Source organism: Streptomyces sp. NPDC048671, assembly GCF_055587045.1.
This window is the reverse complement of sequence record NZ_JBVJHB010000012.1, coordinates 192,957-214,519: the sequence shown is the minus strand read 5'-3', so window position 1 is coordinate 214,519 and position 21,563 is coordinate 192,957. Positions and strand designations below refer to the sequence as shown.

At 71.5% G+C, this 21,563-nt stretch carries 21 protein-coding genes; 7 read left to right on the top strand and 14 right to left on the bottom strand.

Features of this window, described 5'->3' with window-relative positions:
- The first annotated feature begins 10 nt into the window (after positions 1-10).
- Complete coding sequence (locus ACZ6S6_RS25065; RefSeq protein WP_469706990.1) at positions 11-715, top strand: GntR family transcriptional regulator; 705 nt, start codon at positions 11-13, stop codon at positions 713-715.
- A gap of 179 nt (positions 716-894) precedes the next feature.
- Here the strand turns inward: ACZ6S6_RS25065 and ACZ6S6_RS25060 are convergent, their stop codons facing one another.
- Positions 895-1,176, bottom strand: a complete 282-nt coding sequence (locus ACZ6S6_RS25060; protein ID WP_123462851.1) for an HPr family phosphocarrier protein — start codon at positions 1,174-1,176, stop codon at positions 895-897.
- Positions 1,177-1,349: 173 nt separating this feature from the next.
- Between ACZ6S6_RS25060 and ACZ6S6_RS25055 the strand changes: the two genes are divergently transcribed.
- The 4 genes from ACZ6S6_RS25055 to ACZ6S6_RS25040 all read left to right on the top strand — a co-directional run bounded on the left by ACZ6S6_RS25055 (position 1,350) and on the right by ACZ6S6_RS25040 (position 6,884).
- Complete coding sequence (locus ACZ6S6_RS25055; protein ID WP_469706989.1) at positions 1,350-4,283, top strand: bifunctional acetate--CoA ligase family protein/GNAT family N-acetyltransferase; 2,934 nt, start codon at positions 1,350-1,352, stop codon at positions 4,281-4,283.
- Positions 4,284-4,359: 76 nt separating this feature from the next.
- Entirely contained in the window at positions 4,360-4,956 is a 597-nt protein-coding gene (locus ACZ6S6_RS25050; RefSeq protein ID WP_123462856.1) for a DUF5998 family protein, read from the top strand.
- Positions 4,956-6,143: an alkaline phosphatase family protein gene (locus ACZ6S6_RS25045; protein ID WP_469706988.1), complete on the top strand. Its 1,188-nt coding sequence runs from the start codon at positions 4,956-4,958 to the stop codon at positions 6,141-6,143. The genes ACZ6S6_RS25050 and ACZ6S6_RS25045 overlap by 1 nt, the downstream gene beginning before the upstream one ends.
- 90 nt (positions 6,144-6,233) lie before the next feature.
- On the top strand, positions 6,234-6,884 hold the full coding sequence (locus ACZ6S6_RS25040) for a thymidine kinase (RefSeq protein WP_362967087.1): 651 nt from the start codon (positions 6,234-6,236) through the stop codon (positions 6,882-6,884).
- 70 nt (positions 6,885-6,954) lie between these two features.
- Here ACZ6S6_RS25040 and ACZ6S6_RS25035 read toward each other — a convergent pair whose 3' ends face one another.
- Genes ACZ6S6_RS25035 through ACZ6S6_RS24975 form a run of 13 tightly spaced genes read right to left on the bottom strand, consistent with a single transcriptional unit; the run spans position 6,955 to position 20,195 of the window.
- Positions 6,955-7,671, bottom strand: a complete 717-nt coding sequence (locus ACZ6S6_RS25035; protein WP_469706987.1) for a DUF6390 family protein — start codon at positions 7,669-7,671, stop codon at positions 6,955-6,957.
- A gap of 36 nt (positions 7,672-7,707) precedes the next feature.
- Positions 7,708-8,880: a hydrogenase expression/formation protein HypE gene (gene hypE / locus ACZ6S6_RS25030; protein ID WP_469706986.1), complete on the bottom strand. Its 1,173-nt coding sequence runs from the start codon at positions 8,878-8,880 to the stop codon at positions 7,708-7,710.
- Between the two features lie 8 nt (positions 8,881-8,888).
- Positions 8,889-9,992 (bottom strand): hydrogenase formation protein HypD, encoded by a 1,104-nt coding sequence (gene hypD, locus ACZ6S6_RS25025; protein ID WP_362967091.1) that lies wholly within the window; start codon positions 9,990-9,992, stop codon positions 8,889-8,891.
- Positions 9,989-10,285: a HypC/HybG/HupF family hydrogenase formation chaperone gene (locus ACZ6S6_RS25020; protein WP_469706985.1), complete on the bottom strand. Its 297-nt coding sequence runs from the start codon at positions 10,283-10,285 to the stop codon at positions 9,989-9,991. The genes hypD and ACZ6S6_RS25020 overlap by 4 nt, the downstream gene beginning before the upstream one ends.
- 48 nt (positions 10,286-10,333) lie before the next feature.
- Positions 10,334-12,928 (bottom strand): carbamoyltransferase HypF, encoded by a 2,595-nt coding sequence (hypF, locus tag ACZ6S6_RS25015; protein WP_469706984.1) that lies wholly within the window; start codon positions 12,926-12,928, stop codon positions 10,334-10,336.
- 2 nt (positions 12,929-12,930) lie between these two features.
- Entirely contained in the window at positions 12,931-13,497 is a 567-nt protein-coding gene (locus tag ACZ6S6_RS25010) for a hydrogenase maturation protease (protein ID WP_469707028.1), read from the bottom strand.
- Between the two features lie 13 nt (positions 13,498-13,510).
- Entirely contained in the window at positions 13,511-13,630 is a 120-nt protein-coding gene (locus ACZ6S6_RS25005; RefSeq protein WP_469706983.1) for a DUF6893 family small protein, read from the bottom strand.
- Positions 13,627-15,030 carry a hypothetical protein gene (locus tag ACZ6S6_RS25000; RefSeq protein ID WP_469706982.1) on the bottom strand — a complete coding sequence of 468 codons (1,404 nt, stop codon included), beginning with the start codon at positions 15,028-15,030 and terminating at the stop codon, positions 13,627-13,629. The genes ACZ6S6_RS25005 and ACZ6S6_RS25000 overlap by 4 nt, the downstream gene beginning before the upstream one ends.
- A gap of 34 nt (positions 15,031-15,064) precedes the next feature.
- Positions 15,065-15,709, bottom strand: a complete 645-nt coding sequence (locus ACZ6S6_RS24995; RefSeq protein WP_469706981.1) for a DUF6084 family protein — start codon at positions 15,707-15,709, stop codon at positions 15,065-15,067.
- Positions 15,706-16,359 (bottom strand): DUF5947 family protein, encoded by a 654-nt coding sequence (locus tag ACZ6S6_RS24990; RefSeq protein WP_469706980.1) that lies wholly within the window; start codon positions 16,357-16,359, stop codon positions 15,706-15,708. The genes ACZ6S6_RS24995 and ACZ6S6_RS24990 overlap by 4 nt, the downstream gene beginning before the upstream one ends.
- Complete coding sequence (locus tag ACZ6S6_RS24985) at positions 16,356-17,300, bottom strand: NifU family protein (protein ID WP_469706979.1); 945 nt, start codon at positions 17,298-17,300, stop codon at positions 16,356-16,358. Before ACZ6S6_RS24985 ends, ACZ6S6_RS24990 begins: the two co-directional genes overlap by 4 nt.
- Complete coding sequence (locus tag ACZ6S6_RS24980; protein WP_362967104.1) at positions 17,300-19,093, bottom strand: nickel-dependent hydrogenase large subunit; 1,794 nt, start codon at positions 19,091-19,093, stop codon at positions 17,300-17,302. The genes ACZ6S6_RS24985 and ACZ6S6_RS24980 overlap by 1 nt, the downstream gene beginning before the upstream one ends.
- A gap of 46 nt (positions 19,094-19,139) precedes the next feature.
- Positions 19,140-20,195, bottom strand: a complete 1,056-nt coding sequence (locus ACZ6S6_RS24975; RefSeq protein ID WP_469706978.1) for an NADH-quinone oxidoreductase subunit B family protein — start codon at positions 20,193-20,195, stop codon at positions 19,140-19,142.
- A 254-nt stretch (positions 20,196-20,449) separates the two neighbouring features.
- On the opposite strand from ACZ6S6_RS24975, the gene ACZ6S6_RS24970 reads away from it, so the two are divergent.
- Both ACZ6S6_RS24970 and hypB read left to right on the top strand, forming a co-directional pair.
- Positions 20,450-20,779 carry a hydrogenase maturation nickel metallochaperone HypA/HybF gene (locus tag ACZ6S6_RS24970; protein WP_207316343.1) on the top strand — a complete coding sequence of 110 codons (330 nt, stop codon included), beginning with the start codon at positions 20,450-20,452 and terminating at the stop codon, positions 20,777-20,779.
- A gap of 3 nt (positions 20,780-20,782) precedes the next feature.
- On the top strand, positions 20,783-21,562 hold the full coding sequence (hypB, locus tag ACZ6S6_RS24965) for a hydrogenase nickel incorporation protein HypB (RefSeq protein WP_469706977.1): 780 nt from the start codon (positions 20,783-20,785) through the stop codon (positions 21,560-21,562).
- Position 21,563 lies beyond the last annotated feature (1 nt).

The window sequence follows — 21,563 nt, the reverse complement described above, 5'->3', positions numbered from 1 at the left end:
AGGTTCGGACATGCGCATTCCGGCGCATTCGGTATGCACGGCAATCCGTGACGACATCGTCTCCGGTGTCTTCGGACGCGGCAGCCGGCTTACCGAGGAGGTGCTCGCACGCCGCTACGGGGTTTCCCGCGTCCCGGTACGCGAAGCGCTGCGCACCCTGGAGTCCGAGGGCTTCGTGGTCACCCGCAGGCATGCCGGTGCCTGTGTCGCCGAGCCCGGCGAGCAGGAGGCCGCCGACCTCCTGGAGGTCCGGATGCTGCTGGAGCCGCTCGGCGCGGCCCGTGCCGCCCAGCGCCGCACCGACGCCCACCTCAAGGTGCTGCGCGGCCTGGTCAGGCTGGGCCAGGAGCGGGCCCGCCGGGGCGAGGGCGAGGATCTGCGCTCATTGGGCGGCTGGTTCCACGAGACGCTGGCCCAGGCCTCCGGCAGTCCCGGCCTGATCGCGCTGCTCACCCAGCTCCGGCACAAGATCGCCTGGATGTACGCGGTCGACCAGCCGGCCCGCCCGGCCGATTCCTGGGCCGAGCACGGGGCCATCGTGGACGCCGTGGCGCGCGGCGACGCGGAGCGCGCGCGGGCGCTGGCCGCCCGGCACGCCGAGCGGGCCGCCGCCGCCCACCGGCTGCGCCGCCCCGACCGGCCGGGCGCGGCCGTCCCCCGCGGCCGGGTGAGGACTTCGCAACATGCCGTAAACACCCCGAGCGGCCGGCATTAACAATGAAGCCGTATACAAGTAGCAGGATATTCAGTGGCGCTTTCTTCTCGCTGTCCTGAATTCTTCCGCGCGGGACTTTCTCCACGGTTCGTCATTCCCGCGCACACGAAAGAGCCGCGACTCCCGGTCGGGGGTGTCGCGGCTCTTTCGCAGGAATTTCGGCGGTCGTGACCGCTGGGTCAGACGGTCTCCGGAAGCTCGTCGAGGCCCTCGGCGACCAGCTTGGACAGACGGTCCAGAGCGGCTTCGGCGTTGTCGGCCTCGGAGGCGAGGACGATCTCCTCGCCGCCCTGGGCACCGAGCCCGAGCACCGCGAGCATGGACGCGGCGTTCACCGGGTTGCCGTCGGCCTTGGCGATGGTCACGGGTATGCCGGAGGCCGTGGCCGCACGGACGAAGATGGATGCGGGGCGGGCGTGCAGGCCCTCGGCCCAACCGACGTTGACGCGGCGCTCAGCCATGGTTCTGCCCTTCACGAATCAATGGTTGTCTAGACCAGTCTCTCATGTAGTGCGCGATGCTCCGGTCGGCCCGCGGGCCGACCGGAGCATCGCGCACTACCGTCGACCGGCCATCCCCAGACTGCCCCGGCCCCGACCCCCACGCGACCGCTGACCAGCCGTACGCTTTGCCCATGGAGCCCTCTCCGGAGCAGAGTCCGCATCACGTCTACCCCGATCACTGGGAGGCGGACGTGGTGCTCCGCGACGGCGGCACCGCGCGGATCAGGCCGATCACCACGGACGATGCCGGACGGCTGGTCAGCTTCTACGAGCAGGTGTCCCCGGAGTCGAAGTACTACCGTTTCTTCGCTCCCTACCCCCGGCTCTCCGCCAAGGACGTCCACCGCTTCACCCATCACGACTACGTCGACCGGGTGGGACTCGCCGTCACGGTGGGCGGCGAGTTCATCGCCACGGTCCGCTACGACCGGATCGACGCCCACGGCAGGCCCGCGTCGGCCCCGGCGGACGAGGCCGAGGTCGCCTTCCTCGTCCAGGACGCGCATCAGGGCCGCGGCGTCGCCTCCGCGCTGCTCGAACACATCGCGGCCGTCGCCCGCGAGCGCGGCATCCGGCGCTTCGCCGCCGAGGTGCTGCCCGCCAACAACAAGATGATCAAGGTGTTCCGGGACGCCGGGTACACCCAGCAGCGCACCTTCGAGGACGGCTCCGTCCACCTCACCCTCGACCTCGAACCGACCGCCGAGTCGCTCGCCGTCCAGCGCGCCCGGGAGCAGCGTGCCGAGGCACGCTCAGTGCAGCGGCTGCTCGCACCCGGCTCCGTCGCCGTCATCGGCGCGGGGCGCACCCCCGGCGGGGTCGGGCGCACGGTCCTGCGCAACCTCCTGGGCGCGGGCTTCACCGGCCGCACCTACGCCGTGAACAGCGCCCTCGCCGCCGGCCAGGACACCATCGACGGAGTGCCCGCCCACCGCTCCCTCGGCGAGATCGGCGAACCCGTCGACCTCGCAGTAGTCGCCGTACCCGCCGAGCGGGTCCCGGAGGCCGTCGCGGACTGCGGGGAACACGGCGTCCAGGGCCTGGTGGTCCTCTCCGCCGGATACGCCGAGTGGGGCGCCGAGGGCCGCGAACGGCAGCGCGAGCTGGTGCGCCAGGCCCGCTCGTACGGCATGCGGATCATCGGCCCGAACGCCTTCGGCATCATCAACAACTCCGAAGCGGTCCGGCTGAACGCCTCCCTGGCCCCGGAACGGCCCGCCTCCGGGCGCATCGGCCTGTTCACCCAGTCCGGCGCGATCGGCATCGCACTGCTCTCCGGGCTCTACCGGCGCGGCGCCGGCCTCTCCACCTTCATCTCGGCCGGCAACCGCGCCGACATCTCCGGCAACGACTTCCTCCAGTACTGGTACGAGGACCCGGACACCGATGTCGCCCTGCTGTACCTCGAATCGCTCGGCAACCCCCGCAAGTTCACCCGCCTCGCCCGGCGTACCGCCGCCGTGAAGCCCGTCGTCGTGGTGAAGGGCGCCCGGCACAGCGGCTTCACCCCGCCGGGCCACGCCGTACCCGTCAGCCGGATCCCGGACGCCACGGTCTCCGCGCTGATGCGGCAGGCGGGCGTGATCCGCGTCGACACGGTGACGGAGATGGTCGACGCGGGCCTGCTCCTCGCCGGCCAGCCGCTCCCGGCGGGCGGACGTGTCGCGATCCTCGGCAACTCCGAGTCCCTCGGCCTGCTCACGTACGACGCCTGTCTGGCCGAGGGGCTGCGCCCGCGTCCGCCGCGCGACCTCACCACCGCCGCCACCCCGCAGGACTTCCGGGACGCGCTGGCCGAGGCGCTGGCCGACGAGGGCTGCGACGCGGTCATCGTGACGGCGATCCCGTGGGTGGGCGAGGACGGCGAGGCGGAGAAGGGCGACGGCGAGGTGCTGGCCACCGCCCTGCACACGGCCTCCGCCGCCGGGCCGGCCAAGCCGGTGGCCGTCGTCCATGTGGAGATCGGCGGCCTCGCGGAGGCCCTGGCCGCCGCCACCAGCACGGTGGCCCAGCAGCGCCCCGCGCCGGTGCCGGGACGCCCCCCGGCCACCTCCGCCACAACGCCCCTGGCCACCTCCGCCACACAACCCCCGGCCACCTCCGCCGCCACCCCGCCCCCGGTGGCGCCGCCGCCCGGCGGAACTGACACGGCGCCCGCGGCAACCGCCCCCGAGGGCGCCCGCGCCGCCGGCCGGATCCCCGCCTACCCCGCCGCCGAACGGGCCGTCCGGGCACTCGCCGAAGCCGTGAAGTACGCCCAGTGGCGACGCCAGGCCGCGGTTCCCGGCAAGGTCCCCGAGTTCCTCGACGACACCGTCGACGAGCCGGGCGCGGCCGCCCGCATCGACGCGCTGCTCGGCGAGGACCCCGATCCGCGCGGCAGGCCCCTGGACCACGACGAGGCCCGCGAGCTGCTGGCCTGCTACGGCATCACCGTCCGGCCGACGCTCCCGGCCCCCGACGCGGAAGCGGCCGTCGCCGCCGCCGCACGGCTCGGCTACCCGGTCGCGCTGAAGACCACCGCACCCCATCTGCGCCACCGCGCCGACCTCGGCGGTGTCCGGCTGGACCTCGCCACCGAGTCCGCGGTGCGCCGCGCGTACGGCGAACTCACCGACCTCCTCGGCAAGCCCGCCGAGCTCCGGCCCGTCGTGCAGGCCATGGCCCCCCGTGGTGTCGACACCGTCGTACGGGCCACGATCGACCCGGCCGCGGGCGCCGTCCTCTCCTTCGGCCTGGCGGGCGCTCCCTCCGAGCTCCTCGGCGACACCGCCCACCGGCTGGTTCCGGCCACCGACCGGGACGCCGCCGAGCTGATCCGCTCGATCCGGGCCGCCCCGGTCCTCTTCGGCTGGCGCGGCTCGGCGCCCGTGGACACCGCGGCGCTGGAAGAACTGCTGCTCAGGGTCTCCCTGCTGGTCGACGACCACCCCGAGGTGGTCTCCGTCGCCCTGGAACCGGTCGTGGTCGCCACCCAGGGGCTGACCGTCCTCGGAGCGAGCGTCCGGCTGTCGCCGCCGCCGGCCCGCACCGACCTCGGCCCCCGCCGCCTCTCCAACTACTGAGCCGCCCCGGGCCCCGTCCGGGACGGGGCGGGCAGGACGTCCCCGGCAGCCATCCGCCCCCCGTAGGATGGTGCGTATGGCTAAGACCGGTACGACGACCCAGGGGCTGCGCGCGGCGATCGAGCGCAGCGGCTACTACCCGGCCCTCGTGGCCGAGGCGGTGGAGGCCGCCGTGGGCGGTGAGCCGGTCGCTTCGTACCTGGTGCACCAGGAGACCACCTTCGACTCCAACGAGGTGCGCCGGCACGTCACCGTCCTGGTGCTCACGGACAACCGTTTCGTCGTCAGCCACACCGACGAGCAGAACGCCGACACCAGCTCCCCGACGCCCTACGCCACCACCTCCACCGAGTCGGTCAAGCTCGACCGGATCTCGTCGGTCGTGGTCAGCCGCGTCGTGGCCAACCCGGAGAAGTACGTTCCCGGCACGCTGCCCCGCGAGGTCGTCCTGACCATCGGCTGGGGCGCGGTCTCCCGGATCGACCTGGAGCCCGCCGCCTGCGGCGACCCCAACTGCGAGGCCGACCACGGCTACACCGGCAGCTCCACCGCCGACGACCTGAGCCTGCGGGTCAGTGAGGCCGGTGACGGCCCCGACACCGTGCGCCAGACCCTCGCCTTCGCCCAGGCGCTTTCCGAGGCCACCGCCGCGACCGCGGCGGCCGGCCGCTGATGGTCCAGCCGGCCTGGCAGGACCCCGTCCTGCTGCCCGTAGACACCGCCCCTGTGCCCGAGTACGGCAGCGGCTCGCTCGCCGATCTGCTGCCCACGCTCGTCGCGGGACAGGGCGTGCCCGGTTTCACGGCGGCGATCACCGAGCTGACGCCCGCCGACCGGAACTGCGTCTTCCTGATCGACGGCCTCGGCTGGGAGCAGATCCGGGCCCACCCCGACGAGGCCCCCTTCCTGCACTCCCTGCTGCCCACCTCGCGCGGCGGCACGGGCCGCCCGATATCCGCGGGCTTCCCGGCCACCACCGCGACCTCGCTGGCCTCGGTCGGCACCGGGCTGCCCCCGGGCGAGCACGGCCTCACCGGCTACACGGTGCGCAATCCGGACACCGGCGCGCTGATGAACCAGCTCCGCTGGAGGCCGTGGACACAGCCCAAGGTCTGGCAGCCGCACCCCACCGTCTTCACCCGCGCCGACGCGGCCGGAGTGCGTACCGCACAGGTCTCCGCGCCCACCTTCGAGCAGACCCCGCTCACCAAGGTCGCGCTCAGCGGCGGCTCGTTCCTCGGCCGGCTGACCGGCGAGGACCGGATGGACGTCGCCGCCGAACGGCTGGCCGCCGGTGACCGCTCGCTCGTCTACACGTACTACAGCGAGGTCGACGGCATGGGGCACCGCTTCGGCGTCGACTCCGACGCCTGGCGCGGTCAGTTGATGCACGTCGACGGACTGGCCAGACGCCTCGCCGAGCAGCTCCCGCCGCGCTCGGCGCTGTACATCACCGCCGACCACGGCATGATCGACATCCCGTTCGACGAGCAGTCCAGGATCGACTTCGACGAGGACTGGGAGCTGCGCGCGGGCGTCGCGCTGCTCGGCGGCGAGGGCCGCGCCCGCCATGTGTACGCCGTCCCGGGCGCCGAGGCCGATGTGCTGACCGTCTGGCGCGAGGTGCTCGGCGAGCAGTTCTGGGTGGCGAGCCGGGACGAGGCCGTCGCGGCGGGCTGGTTCGGCCCCCGGATCGACGAACGGGTCCTCGGCCGGATCGGCGACGTGGTCGCGGCGGCCCACGACGACGTGGTGATCATCGCCTCCGACAACGAGCCCCACGAGTCGGCGATGGTGGGCATGCACGGCTCGATGACCCCCGTCGAGCAGCTGGTCCCGCTCCTCGAAGTACGCTCTTAGGCGTGTTTTGAAAGTCCCGTACGCGCCTCGTGGCCGTACGGGCCCGTTCCACGGCCCTCCCCGTCCGTCCTGAAAGGTGCTCGACCTCTCATGCCCGAGCTGGTGTTCTTCTCCGGAACCATGGACTGCGGGAAGAGCACCCTGGCGCTCCAGATCGGGCACAACCGGTCGGCGCGGGGCCTCCAGGGCGTGATCTTCACCCGGGACGACCGGGCGGGGGAGGGCAAGCTGTCCTCGCGGCTGGGACTGGTGACGGACGCGGTCGAGGCGGACGGGGGGATGGACCTGTACGCGTACCTGGTTGCTCAGCTGTCGAAGGGCGGCAGGGTCGACTACGTGATCGTGGACGAGGCGCAGTTCCTGGCTCCGGACCAGATCGATCAGCTGGCTCGCGTCGTGGACGACCTGGAGATGGACGTCTTCGCCTTCGGTATCACCACGGACTTCCGTACGAAGCTGTTCCCCGGTTCGCAGCGGCTGATCGAGCTGGCGGACCGGGTCGAGCAGCTCCAGGTCGAGGCCCTGTGCTGGTGCGGAGCCCGTGCGACGCACAACGCACGGACGATAGAGGGTGAGATGGTCGTCGCGGGCGCCCAGGTCGTGGTCGGTGATGTGAACCGCCCGGCGGGCGAGGTCGGTTACGAGGTTCTCTGCCGCCGTCACCACTCGCGCCGCATGACCGCCGCGTCCGCCCGGGTGGGCGCGCTGTCTCCGGACGTTCTGCCGGTGTCACCCGCCTGACACCGCGTTCGCCCGCCGTGGGCGGCGGCGGATGCTCCTCGTCCGGGGTGTCGCAGTCGACCGTGACCGGCTAGGGAACGAGCAGGCCCAGCCCGGCGCGGGTGCGCGCCTCGAAGGACTCGATGCGCCGGGCCTGCTCATCGGTGAGCACGTCGCACACCCAGTCCCAGTGCAGCGCCACCCGGTCACCGGCGGAGACGCCGTCGATCAGTGTCCGCCCGCCGGCCGAGAGGCGCACGGTCTCCTCCCGCCAGTCACCGGTGGCGGTCGCGGTGCCGTCCCAGACCAGCGGACGCGACCGTACGGTCGCCACCTCGCTGCCGGCCGTGAGCACCACGCCCGTCCGGATGCGGCAGCGGTCCAGGACGGACAGGGCGGTCGGATTGCCGTCGGGCCGGAGCATCGGCGCCCACGGGTACACCTCGAACACCTGGAAGCTGTGGTGGGCCAGGGCCCGCCGCGCCGCCTCGCGCCAGGTACCGCCCGACTGGCCGCGGAAACGGTCCGTCAGGCGCTCCACCAGGGCGGCGGGATCGGCCAGCTCCAGCAGCTCGTTGCCGATCCAGTAGGCCTCGACCACCCGCACATCGAGCGGGTCGGGCAGCCCGGCCGTCTCCGCGAGGAACTGGAGATAGCACCAGGCCCCCTCGAACTGCCGGGCCCGCCGCTCGATGTCGGCGGTCGCCTCCCGGCGCAGGAGGGCCGCCGCGTCGGCGGGCCCGCAGTAGCCGAGCTCGTTGGGCGGGTAGGCGTATCGCGCGAACAGCAGCGCGCCCTCAGCACTCACTCAGCAGATCCTCGGCAGTAGTCGTTCGCCACTCACTCAGCAGATCCGCGGCAGCTGTTCGCCGACCGGCAGCCCGATCACCCGGCTCCCGCCCAGGCCCGTCCTCGCGACCACCATCCCGGCGTGATCCGGCACGCAACCGCCGATCCTGCACGCGGACCGGCCCAGCGGATGGGCCCGCATCGCGGCCAGCACCCGGTCCGCGTCCGCGGCGGGAACGATGGCGATCAGCTTGCCCTCGTTGGCCACCTGGAGCGGATCGAGCCCGAGCAGACTGCACGCGTCCCGCACCGTGGGCGGCACCGGCAGCAGCCGCTCGACCAGCTCGACGCCCACCTCCGCGGCACGGGCGATCTCGTTCAGCGACGCGGAGACACCTCCGCGCGTGGGGTCCCGGAGCACATGGACGTCCGCACCGGTGGCGATCATGGAGGCGACCAGTCCGTGCAGCGGAGCGGTGTCGCTCTCGACCGTCGTACCGAACTCCAGGCCCTCCCGGCAGCTCATCACCGCCACCCCGTGCACCCCGATGTCGCCGCTGACGAGCACCGCGTCGCCGGGGCGGGCCCGGCGCGGGTTGATGTCGACGCCGCACGGCACGACACCGATGCCCGAGGTGTTGAGGTAGACGCCGTCACCGCTGGCGCGCTCCACGACCTTGGTGTCCCCGGTGACCAGGCGTACGCCGGCGTCCTCGGCCGCCCGGCCCACCGCCTGGGCGATCCGGCCGAGGACGCTCAGTTCGGTGCCCTCCGCGAGGATGTAGGCGGTCGACAGGAACATCGGCGTCGCACCCGACATGGCCAGGTCGTTGACCGTCCCGTTCACCGCCAGGTCGCCGATCGACCCGCCGGGGAAGAACATCGGCTTCACCACGAACGAGTCCGTGGAGAAGGCGAGCCGGGTGTCGGTACCGACCGTCAGGACGGCCGAGTCACCGAGTTCGGCGGCTGCCGCGGCCCCGTACGCGGGCAGGAACAGGTGCTCGATCAGCTCGCCGGACATCGCGCCGCCGCCGCCGTGGCCCATCACGACGGACGGGACGTCCCGCAGCGGTACGGGGCAGGCCCACCCCTCGAAGTCCAGTCCGGCCGGCCCCGGCGGCGCGTCGGAGACGTCACGCGTCGTTCCGGTCACGACCCGCTCAGGGGCGGTCGAGTCCCGCACGAGGTCAGCCACGTCCTGCATCGCGTCAGTCACGTCCCGCATCGCGTCAGTCACTTCGCATCGACCAGTTCCAGGCGGCGGTGGGTGTAGTACGCGGCGCAGGCGCCCTCGGACGACACCATGGTCGCGCCGAGCGGGTTCCTCGGTGTGCACTCCTTGCCGAACGCCTCGCACAGGTGCGGTTTGATCAGGCCCTGGAGTACCTCGCCCGAACGGCAGAGCGAGGACTCGTCGGTGTGGATGTCCGTCACGTCGAACCGCTCCTCCGCGTCGAACTCCCGGTACTTCGCGGAGAGCCGCCAGCCGCTGCGGGGAATCGCCCCGATGCCGCGCCAGGTCCGGTCCGTCACCTCGAAGACATCGGCGAGCATCTTCATGGCGGGCGCGTTGCCCTCGTCGCGAACGGCCCGGGGGTAGGCGTTCTCCACCTCGTGACGGCCCGCTTCGAGCTGGAGGACGGTCCGGCGTACGCCTTCGAGGATGTCCAGGGGTTCGAAGCCGGTGACCACGATCGGCACCTTGTACTTCTGTGCCAGCGGAGGGTACTCGGCGGTCCCCATCACACTGCACACATGACCGGCGGCGAGGAACGCCTGCACCCGGCAGGTCGGGGACTCCATGATCGCGGCGATCGCGGGCGGCACCAGGACGTGGGACACCAGCAGCGAGAAGTTCCGCACCCCGAGCTGCTTGGCCTGGTACACCGTCATCGCGTTGGCGGGGGCGGTGGTCTCGAAGCCGATCCCGAAGAAGACGACCTCACGGTCCGGGTTCTCGCGGGCCAGTTTCAGCGCGTCGAGAGGTGAGTACACCACGCGTACGTCGCCGCCGGCGCTCTTGACGGAGAACAGGTCCTGGCTGCTTCCGGGCACGCGCAGCATGTCGCCGAACGAGCAGAAGATGACGCCGGGGCGGGCGGCGATCGCCAGGGCGCGGTCGATGGTCTCCAGCGGGGTGACACAGACGGGACATCCCGGACCGTGGATCATCTCCACGCCCTCGGGGAGGAGCTGGTCGATGCCGTGCCGGATGATCGAGTGGGTCTGACCGCCGCAGACCTCCATCATCGCCCACTTCCGCGTGGTGGCCGCATGGATCTGGTCGATCAGCTTCTTCGCGAGATCGGGGTCGCTGAACTCTTCGAGGTACTTCACCGGCCGGCTCCTTCGGGTGCTGTGCGCTGCTGTGCGGCGAGTTCGAAGCCGTCCCCGAACTCCTCGGCGAGGATGCCGAGCCGTTCGAAGTTGGCCAGGGTGTCCTGGGCGGAGGCCTCGTCGAGGCGCTGAATGGCGAATCCGACGTGCACGATGACGTATTCACCGACGGTCACATCGGGGATGTACTGGAGGCACACCTCTTTGCGCACCCCGCCGAAGTCGACCTCGGCCATCACGGTGCCGTCGACTTCTGCGGTACTGAGGACACGCCCCGGAACAGCGAGACACATGGCTTCTCTTCTCTGTGGATCCCTTGGGGGTACGGGAGCGCCGGGCGGTCAGCCCGCCGCGGCGATCATGAGCTGGCCGAGGGCGATCCCGCCGTCGTTCGGCGGGAGCAGCCGGGGCCGCAGGACCGTGAAGCCCCTCTGCGCCAGGCCCCGTTGCGCCGCTTCGAGCAGGACGGCGTTCTGGAAGACACCGCCGCCCAGAGCCACGGTGCCGAGCCCGGTGTGCGTACGGCAGCGGTCGGCCAGGTCGGTGACCAGCGCGGCGACGGACGTGTGGAAGCGCGCGGCGATCAGCCCGGCGGGAATGCCCGCCCGTACGTCGGACACGACGGCCCGGACGACCGGGGCCGGATCGGCGATCGCGGTGCCCTCGTCCGTTCCGGGCCGGACACCGAAGCGGTAGCCGCCCTCGGGAGCGGCGGGTGCCCCGTGTGCGCCGCGGGCCATTCCCTCCAGCTCCATGGCGGCCTCCGCCTCGTACGCCACCTCGTGCCGGACGCCGGCCAGGGACGCGACGGCGTCGAAGAGCCGGCCCATGCTCGACGTCGGCACGCAGCCGAACCCGGTGGCGAACTGATGTGCCAGCACGTCGCGTTCCGCGGGCGGGCACGCGCGGACAGCGGGCAGGTCCGCGTCCCAGCCGATGCCCGCCGCGTACAGGTGCGCGAGAGCCATCCGGTACGGGCGCAGCACACTCGCGTCGCCCCCGGCCAGCGGTACGTAAGCCAGGTGGGCGGCCCTGCGGAAGGACGCGTACCCCGCTACCAGGACCTCGCCGCCCCAGGCCGCCCCGTCGTCGCCGTGACCGGTGCCGTCGAAGGCGATGCCGATCACGCGCTCGTCCGCGCCCAGACCGTGCTCGGCCATCACGGACGCGATATGCGCGTGGTGGTGCTGCACCGTGCGGACCGGCCGCCCGGCCGCGTGCGCGCGGGCCCAGCCGGCGGAGTGATAGCCGGGGTGGCGGTCGGCCACCAGCCGGGCGGGCGCCACCCCGGTGAGGTTCTCCAGGTGCTTCTCGGTCCGGGTCAGCGCGTCCACCGTGGACAGATCGTCCATGTCGCCGATGTGCTGGCTCAGCCAGGCGTACCGGCCCTCGGCCAGCGCGCAGGTGTTCTTGAGGTCGGCGCCCACGGCGAGCGTCGGCTCCACGTCAAAGGGCAGTGCGAGCGGCAGCGGGGCGTATCCGCGCGACCGGCGGATCGGCAGCTCGGCACCGGCCACCCAGCGGCTGACCGAGTCGTCGCACGGCACCTGGATGCGCCGGTCGTGCCGCAGCCAGCCATCGACCAGCGGGGCCAGTACGGTCAGCGCGGCCTCGTCATCGGTGACGATCGGCTCGCCCGACAGATTGGCCGACGTCATCACCAGCGCGTCCGGGCCCGGCCGGTCGGCACCGATACCGAAGAGCAGGACGTGCAGCGGGGTGTACGGGAGCAGCAGCCCGAGGTCGGGACTCCCGGGCGCCACGGCATCGGACACGCCGGCCCTGGATGTCTGGGTCCCGGACGCACCGGACCCGGACGCGCCCGGCCCGGCCGAGCCCCGTCGGGGGAGGAGAACGATCGGGCGGCGGCCGCCGGTCAGGAGTTCCTCCTCCTCGGCCGTGACGGTCACCAGCTCCCGCGCCACGCCGAGCCCCCGGACCATCACCGCGAAGGGCTTCGAGCCGCGCCGCTTGCGCCGGCGCAGCTCGGCCACGGCCGCGTCGTCGCGGGCGTCGCACACCAGGTGGTAGCCGCCGAGCCCCTTGACCGCGATGATCCCGCCGCCGGCGAGCAGTTCCCGGGCGGACCGCAGCGCGTCCTCGTCACGGGAGCGGGGCACCCCGTCCCCGCCGACCAGTTCGAGCCGGGGTCCGCAGTCGGGGCAGGCGATCGGCTGCGCGTGGAAGCGCCGGTCGCGCGGGTCCTCGTACTCCGTCCGGCAGGCCCCGCACATCTCGAAGTCCGCCATCGTGGTGGCGGCCCGGTCGTACGGGAGGCCGGTGACGATCGTGAACCGGGGGCCGCAGTGCGTACAGGTGATGAAGGGGTGGCGGTGGCGCCGGTTCGCCGGGTCGGCCAGCTCGTCGAGGCAGTCCCGGCAGGTCGCGGTGTCGGGCGCGACGAGCGTCCTGGCCCGGTCGCCCCCGCTGGACTCCTCGATGGTGAAGCCGGTACCGCCCCGGAGCGGCTGTTCGCTGCTGCGCACGTCCTCGACGACCGCGAGGGGCGGGGCGTCGGTACGGAGCCGCCGGCCGAACTCCTCCACCGCGTCGGAGGCTCCCTCGACCTCGGCGAGCACCCCGTCGCCGGTGTTCGTCACCGTGCCCGAGAGCATCAGCTCGCAGGCGGTGACGTAGACGAAGGGCCGGAAGCCCACGCCCTGCACGACCCCGCGCACCTCGAACCTGCGCCGGACGCGCTCCGCCCGGCCGCGGCCCATCATCTCCAGGCCCGACAGGGCCTCGCGGGCCTTCGCCCGGTCGATGAGCTCGACGGCGAAGCCCATGTGGAGAAGCACCCAGTCGTCGCAACCGGGTGCCTCGTCGAGCATGCCGATGTTGACGCGGCGCCTGGCGCCCTCCACATCGACCAGAGCCAGCTGACCCGCGTACCCGTCCACGATCTCCACGACGCGGCCAGGAATGCCTAGGCACATGATCAGGATCTCCGGGGTTCGGTGCTCTTCACGGACGTGTTCGCTGCGGCTGGTCCGGCCGGCACGAGCTGCCGGACCAGGGTGTGCACGGTCTGGACGGCCTCGGGCACCGCGCTCTCGACGGCTTCGCTGAGCCCGATGCCCTCCTCGACTCCGGCGGGTGTGCAGCCGACGAGGTAAGTGAGCGGAAGAGTACCGCCCAATTGGTCCAGGTTTGCAAGGACAGCGACCGGATTCATCCCATGGGCATCGAATTCACCCGTACCGAGGTCCTCCACACCGATGCGCAGCACCGTCAGCTCCCCGGGCGCTCCACCACCCGGGTACGCGTCGACGAGCACCAGCGCGTCGTACCCGTCCAGCAGGTCGTAGGCGAGGTGCATGCCGCGGATGCCGTAGTCCACCACCCGTACCCGCGGCGGCAGTCCGCCGTCGCGGGCCAGCCGGCGCACCGCCTCAGGGCCGAAGCCGTCGTCGCCGAGGAACAGATTGCCGATGCCGGCCACCAGTACCCGCGCGGCCGTGCCCGCCTCCTCGACCGCCCCCGTCTCCCTCGCCGTTCCCGTCATCGGCACCGGCGGTTCACATCGACCGGATGCGCAGATAGCGGCGGACGTCGGGAATCGACTTGATGCCGATGCCCACGGCGACCAGTGCCACGGCCGCGGCCACGCCGGCGGTGATGATGCCCAGGATCTTCACGATCGGTTCTCCTCTCGGTGCCGCGCCGTCTCCTGGACGGTCAGCGGTGTCAGCTCGTCGGGTGCGAAGTAGAAGTAGCGGCCGTACCAGTCGTGCAGGTCCGATGCCGGGTCGTCGACGAGGACCAGAGCGACGTGCGTGCCGCCGTCCACGTCCGAGAGCACCGCGGTCACCCGCGCCACCTGGCCGGCGAAGAACAGGTCCTGCGCGTCGGCACGCCGGGACGGATGGACGCGGACCAGGCTGTCCTTGGCCACCCGGACCCCGTCGATCACCACCGCGTCGCTCCCCGGCCGTACCGAGGCATCGGCCGCCGGGTCCCACCAGGGGGCGCCCGAGGTGTCGAAGGCGGCGGGCTCCACGTCCCGCACGTCCGGCGCCGGCTCCACGGGAGCCGCGGGCCGGGGCCGGTGGGGGTCGCGCAGCAAGCCGTGCAACTGCTGGAGGCCGGCGGGCGACATCCCGTCGCAGCGGTCGATGATCTCCCTGGCCCGCGGGTCGGTGGCCCGCGCCTCCGCCTTCTCCGCCTCCGTCATGGTCATCACCCGGAGGGTCAGGATCTCGTCGATCTCGGTCGAGTCGAACAGGGCGCCGGGGCTCTGCTCGGCGACCTCCGGGTAGTCGTACAGGATGATCGGCGCACCGAGCAGGATGTCCGTCGTCCCCTTCGGACCGGCGAGCACGGGCCAGCACCTGCTCTGCCGGCAGCGCCCGGCGGCGCCCACCGCCCCGGCGGGCGGTTCGAGCAGCGAGACGAACCCGGCGTCATGGGCCCGCAGCAGCAGATGAGCGCCGATCAGCGAGGCCCGGATCGCGGCGTCCTTGGTGGCCGCAGGATCCGGGTGCTCGTTGCGCACCGCCACCGAGAGGCGTACGTAACCGTCGTCCACGACGGCGTCCGTACGGATACGGACCGCCAACGGCAGCCGCCGCCGCACGATCCGGCCCACCACCGCGCCCCGCGCGTCGGTGACCGGCTCGCTGTCCTCGCCGCCGGGGACCGCGTGGACGGTGTCCGTCGGCTCACCCAACGGCAGCGCGGCCAGCACGACTTCCCGCTCGACCGCCTCGTCCCACGACAGCACCGGGACCCCGTCGACCGTGAGCTGATCGACCGGCGTCTCCACCCCGTCCGCGCCCAGGCTCCGCACCTCGCGGACCTGGAGCTGGAGGAAGCGCAGATGCACCGTGACGGCCGCCGGCCCGACGTGCGGCGCCAGCAGGCACTGCGTCTCCATCCCCGGCTGCTCGCCGAAACTCGCCGCCGTGGCGTTCGGCGGGCCGAGGACCCCGAACTGCCAGCGCGAGCGGTTCTTGTTCGAGCTCGCGCGGTACGGGTAGAGCAGATACCCCTCGTACAGGACGGCGTCGGCGATCGAACGCACCTGGTCAAGGCTCACAGGACCACCCCTTGCGAACACATCCGGTCAGGGCTCATCGCGGGACCACCTCGTCGTGCCCGGCCAGGAGGGCCTGGACCGTCTCGTCCCAGCTGATCAGCCCGCGCCGGGCCCGGAAGTCCGCGAAGCGCGCCAGTACCTCGTGATCCAGCCTGATCCAGCCGGTGTTCGGGAAGTGCGCGGCCACCATGCTCCGCCACACCTGGACCGGCATGGAGTAGCGGGCCTCGCAGTCCCACGGCACCTGCTCGACCCCGAAGCCCTTGCTGCCACGGGTGAAGACCGTGCCGGAGAACATCAGGGCGAGCGGGACCGACCCCTCTCCCAGGGCGTGCAGATAGCGGGAGCCGATCACATCGAAGTCGTACGTGCAGGGCAGGGCGAGGTCCACCTCGGTGGCCCCGCTGAACCCCTGCACCGTGGTGTCGCAGCTCATCCACTGGAACGGCTTCAGCGTGTCGGTCCAGCGCTCCCGGCCACCGAACAGGGCGTGCAGGCCGCTCTGTTCGGCATCGTCGTAGTGGCGGCGCTGCGGCTCGATGCGGACCTGGCAGTGCAGCGCGACGGCATGGATCCGCCGGCCCGTCCGCTCCTCGATCCGCAGCCGCGCCGTCAGCTGCGGCGCGGCCGCGTACGGCTCGGCGAAGACGTCGAGGACGGAGAACGCGAAGTCGCTCACGGCGCCCCGATCCCCGCGGCCGGCCGGCTGCGCTCCTCGACCCGTACGAAGAAGGCGTCCATCGCCGCGCGTGCCTCGGAGCCGCCGTCGAAGCCGCGCCACAGCGTGCGCAGTTGCCCCACCAGCTCGTAACAGGCGTCGATCGGCACCAGATGGCACGAACCGCCGCTCTGCGGAGCGCGCCGGATCAGCAGCGCCTCGACATCGGGACGCAGCCCGGCGAGCTCCGGGCTCGACTCGACGACCGCCTCCCAGGCGTCCAGCGGCAGTTCCGACTCGGTGGCCCCGGCCGGACCCGGATAGAACGCGACCATGCGGTCCTGGACCGAATTGCGGAACAGGAACGCCAGCCCGACCGGAATCTGCAACTCGTCCCAGGCACGCCCGTCCACGGTCAGCCCGGCGAAGTGCAGATAGCGCTCGGGAACCGCCCGGTAGCGCAACTGCGCCCCCTCGTCGGTGAAGAGCAGGTAGCACGCCCGGCAGCCGCACATCAGCGCCCGGCTGTCGAGGTTCACCACATGGGAGTGGCTCTCGCCGATCGGCTCCGCACACATCTCGCAGCGCTCCCCGGCGGCCGGCGGCGGCCGGTCGCGGCTGAGGCGCAGCAGCGTGGACGCCGGGGAGGCGGAACGGCCGGCCGCGATCACGGCGCCACCGCCGCGGGCACCGATACACAGACCTCGCCGCCGTCCGACAGCAGCGGCAGCGGGGCCAGGTGCGCGCCGTCCTCGTCGAGGCAGACGCCCGCCCGCCGCACGTCGTAGTGCGCCCGGCAGCCCGCGCAGCGCAGGACCGCGTCCCCCGAGCCACCGCCCAGCCGCCGCGCCAGCGTCGCGCCCTCGAACGGCCGCTCGCAGCGCGCGCACCGGTCCTCGAAGGCGAAGAGATCCGCACCCACCCGGCAGGCCACCACCGGGATCCGGCCGACCTCCACCCGGGCCACCGCGCCGGACTCAAGCCCCGACAGCTCGGGGACGAGCTCCCAGGACGCGCCGTCGTCCGGGGCCGCTCCGGCATCCGTGTGCAGCCGGGAGAACAGCGAGTCCACCGGCATCAGCGGCCCCGGCGCCCCGGACTCCTGCTCGGCCGGGGTCTCGACCTCGATCGAGATGATCTCCGGAGCCGCCGCCTCCACCGCACCCCGCACGGCCAGCTTGAGCGTGACCGAGGACGACGGGCAGCCGTCGCAGCTCCCCAGCAGCCGCAGCCGGACGGTGCCCTCGTCGGTGACGCCGATCAGCTCCACATCACCGCCGTGCGAACCCAGATACGGCCGCACACTCTCCAGCGCCCGCTCGACCCGGGTCTCCACGCCGTACGGGTGCAGCCCGTGCACCAGCAGGACACTGGCCACCAGATCGTCGCCGGCCAGGGCCGCCAGGACGTCGTCGTCCAGCCGCCCCCGCTCGTGCACGAGGTCGAGCAGCCGCTCAAGACCGGCCCCGTAGAAGTCGACGACCAGCCGGACCAGTTCCTCGCTGCGCTCACGGGCGACCGCGCCGCCCGAGCCGCTGGCCGCGATCAGGGCGTCGATGCGGTCACCGGTCGTGCGCCAGTCGGGCGCCGGCGCGGGTTCCTCCCGCGCCATCACTCGCCGCCCGCGGACTGGGTGGGGGAGTGCAGCAGTTCCAGCTTCTTTCCCTCGCCGAGATACATGTGCACACCGCAGGGCAGACAGGGGTCGAAGCTGCGCACCGTGCGCATGATGTCGATGCCCTTGAAGTTCTCCCGGTCGTTCTCCTCGAAGATCGGCTGGCCCTGCACGGCGTCCTCGTAGGGACCCGGCGTGCCGTACGTGTCACGAGGACTCGCGTTCCACGGAGTCGGCGGATACGGGTGGTAGTTGGCGATCTTGCCGTCCCGGATCACCATGTGGTGGGAGAGCACACCGCGCACCGCCTCGGTGAACCCGCAGCCCACACCCTCCTCGGGCACCTCGAACTTCTCCCAGGTCTTGGTGTTCCCGGACCTGATCTCCGCGAGCGCCTTCTCCGCGAAGTGGAGCGCGCAGGCGGCCGCGTAGGCCTGGAAGTAGCTGCGCGCCCGGTTGCGCTCGATGGTGTTGCTCCACTTCGGGACGTGCCACTCCAGCTCCACCGGCCCCTTGAGCGCCGTCTTGGGGAGGTTGATCCTGACGCTGTGGCCGGTGGCCTGGATGTAGCCGATGTCGACCAGGCCGGCCAGCGCGGTGGTCCACAGCCGCGCGAGCGGTCCGCCGCCCGTGTCGAGCGCCAGGTAGTCCTTGCCGTCGAACCACCGGGGCGACATGACCCAGCTGTACTTGTCGTCCAGGTCCCGCTTCTGCGGCTGCGGGTTGGTGTGCTGGTTCCACGGGTGGCGCCGGTCGACCGGGTTGCCGAGCGGGTCGTGGGAGACGAAGGTCTCCTGCTCGTCCCAGTCGTTGTAGTACGACGAGCCGAGCAGGATGCGGATGCCGAGATTGATCTTCACCAGGTCGGTGGTGACCAGCTTCCCGTCGACGACGACACCGGGGGTGACGTACATCTTCCGTCCCCACTCGGTCATGTCCTTGTACTCGAAGTTGCAGTGGTCCGGGTCCTGGAAGGAGCCCCAGCAGCCCAGCAGGATGCGCCGGTTGCCGACCTGCTCGTACCCCGGCAGGGCTTCGTAGAAGAAGTCGAAGAGGTCGTCGTGCATCGGCACGACCTTCTTCATGAACTCGACGTACCGCTGGAGCCGGGTGATGTAGTCCGTCATCAGCTGGATGGTCGCCACGGTGCCGACGCCGCCGGGATACAGCGTGGAGGGGTGGACGTGCCGCCCCTCCATCAGGCAGAACATCTCCCTGGTCATCCGGCTGACCTGGAGCGCCTCGCGGTAGAACTCGCCGGTGAACGGGTTCAGCGACCGCATGATGTCGCCGATCGTCCTGTACCCGTGGTCGTCGGCGTGCGGGCAGGGGGTGCGGTTGGCCTGCTCCAGCACCCCGGGATTGGTCTCCGCGACCATCTTCTCGCAGTAGTCGACCCCGACCAGGTTCTCCTGGAAGATGTTGTGGTCGAACATGTACTCAGCCGCCTCGCCGAGATTCACGATCCATTCGCCGAGGTGCGGCGGCTTCACCCCGTACGCCATGTTCTGCGCGTAACAGGAACACGTGGCGTGGTTGTCACCGCAGATTCCGCAGATGCGGCTCGTGATGAAGTGCGCGTCCCGCGGGTCCTTTCCCTTCATGAAGACCGAATAGCCGCGGAAGATGGAGCTGGTGCTGTGGCACTCGGCGACCACCTTCTGCTTGAAGTCGATCTTCGTGTAGATGCCCAGGCTGCCGACGATCCGGGTGATGGGATCCCACGCCATTTCGACCAGGTCGTTCTTTCCCTGGCCTCCCCGGGCACCCTTGTGCTGCGTCGCGGTCATGTGCGCCGCCTCATCTTTCTTTCCGTAGCGGTGATTGCGCGGTCACTTACCAGGTGCGTGCGGCGCCGGTCGTGAGTTCGGGGCCGGGCTTACGCCATTTCGGTTCGTGGTCCAGGGTGTGCGTGGTGACGCGGCGCAGCCGCCGCATCGTCGACCCGTACAGCCCGACCGCGTTGGTCGACAGCTTTCCGCCCGGGGGCTCGTCCATGAACGGCATGAACTTGTCCGGGAACCCCGGCATGGTGCAGCCGATACAGATGCCCCCGACGTTGGGGCAGCCGCCGATGCCGTTCATCCAGCCGCGCTTGGGCACGTTGCACTTGACGGTGGGTCCCCAGCAGCCCAGCTTGACGATGCACTTGGGCGAGCCGTACTCCGTCGCGAAGTCGGCCTGCTCGTAGTACCCGGCCCGGTCACAGCCCTCGTGGACCGTCGAACCGAACAGCCACGTCGGCCGCAGCGCGTCGTCGAGCGGGATCATCGGCGCCTGGTCGGTGGCCATGTAGAGCAGGTAAGTGAGCGTCTCCGACAGGTTGTCCGGCTGGATCGGGCACCCGGGGACGCACACGATGGGGATCCCGGCCTTGGACTTCCAGTCCCAGCCCAGGTAGTCGGGCACCCCCATCGCGCCGGTCGGGTTGCCCGCCATGGCGTGGATGCCGCCGTACGTCGCACAGGTGCCGACCGCGACGACCGCGGTGGCCTTCGGAGTCAGCCGGTCGAGCCACTCGCTGGTGGTCATCGGCTGCCCGGTGGCGGGATCGTTGCCGAATCCGCACCAGTAACCCTCGTCGTGCAACTGCTCGTTCGGAATGGACCCCTCGACGACCAGGACGAACGGTTCCAGCTCTCCGCGGTCGGCCTTGAAGAACCATTCGAGGAAATCATCGGCGCCGCCGTTGGGGCCGCACTCGAAATCGATGAGCGGCCAGTGGACGGCGATCTTCGGAAGTCCGGGCAGGGCGCCGAGCGCGATCTCCTCGATGCTCGGCTGAGTGGCGGCGGTCAGCGAAACGGAATCGCCGTCGCAGCTCAGTCCCGCGTTGATCCACAGAACGTGGATCAGGGTGTCCTCTGCTTTTACCGCTTCCTCTGTCGGCATGAAGAGCCGCCTTTCAGGATGACGGCCCACCGGCCGTCGTCCCCACAGATGGGTATGCGCACATTGCTACCATCACGCCTCGATTCGGGTGGACCGGCAACACGGGAATTCATGGCCCGCCCCATTCCCGGAGGCCGAATGACGGCACGCCGTGGCCCGCTCGGGTGATCGTGCCGGGCACCGGTCCGGTCGGCCGCCGGCCGGGGCCGCCGCGGTCCTACGGTCGGAGCCACCCCAGGAAGGACGAGGCACCGGTGCACGAGCTGGCCATCACACAGAGCGTCGTCGACTCGGTGTGCGAACGCGCCGAGGGGCGCCCCGTCCGCACGGTCCGCGTCCGCGTCGGTGCGCTCACCGCCGTGGTGCCGGACTCGATGCGGTTCTGCTTCGGCCTGGTCACCGAGGGGACGGCCGCCGAGGGGGCCGAGCTGGAGATCGAGCAGCCGCCCGGAGCCGGCCGCTGCCGTACCTGCGCTGTCGAATTCACCCTGACCGACCTGATTCTGCTGTGTCCCTGCGGCAGCGCGGATGTGGAGATCACATCGGGACAGGAACTGCAGATCGTTTCCATGAGAGTGGGCTGAACCATGTGCGGCACCTGCGGTTGCTCCGAGGAGTCCGGCGGGACCAGGATCACGATGCTGCGGGAGGACGACGAACCCGGCCACGGGCATCCGCATCCACACCCCCATCCGCACGGAGACCATCAGACCGGCGGCGCGGGCGAGACCGTCACCATCGAGCAGAAGGTGCTCGCCAAGAACGACCTCCTCGCGGACCGCAACCGCACGTGGATGACGCAGCGCGGCGTCGTGGCCGTGAACGTGATGAGCTCACCGGGCGCGGGCAAGACCACCCTGCTCGAACGCACCATCACCGCTCTCGGCGGCCGCCGGCCGCTGGCCGTCATCGAGGGCGATCAGGAGACCAGGCTCGACGCCGACCGGATCGGCCGCACCGGCTGCGCCGTCGTGCAGGTGAACACGGGGGCGGGCTGCCACCTGGACGCGGAGATGATGCGGGACGCGCTCACGGCGCTGACCCCGGCCGAGGGCTCGCTGCTCATGGTGGAGAACGTCGGCAACCTGGTGTGCCCGGCCCTGTTCGATCTGGGAGAGCGCGCCAAGGTCGTGATCATCTCGGTCACCGAGGGCACGGACAAGCCGCTGAAGTATCCGTACATGTTCGCCGCGGCGGACCTGATCCTGATCAACAAGGCCGATCTGCTGCCCCACGTCGACTTCGACGTCGAGCAGTGCGCGCGGCACGCGCGCTCGGTCAACCCGGACGTGCGCGTGCTGACGGTCTCCGCGACCACCGGCGAGGGCCTGGACCACTGGTACGAGTGGCTCGCGGCGCAGCGGTAGG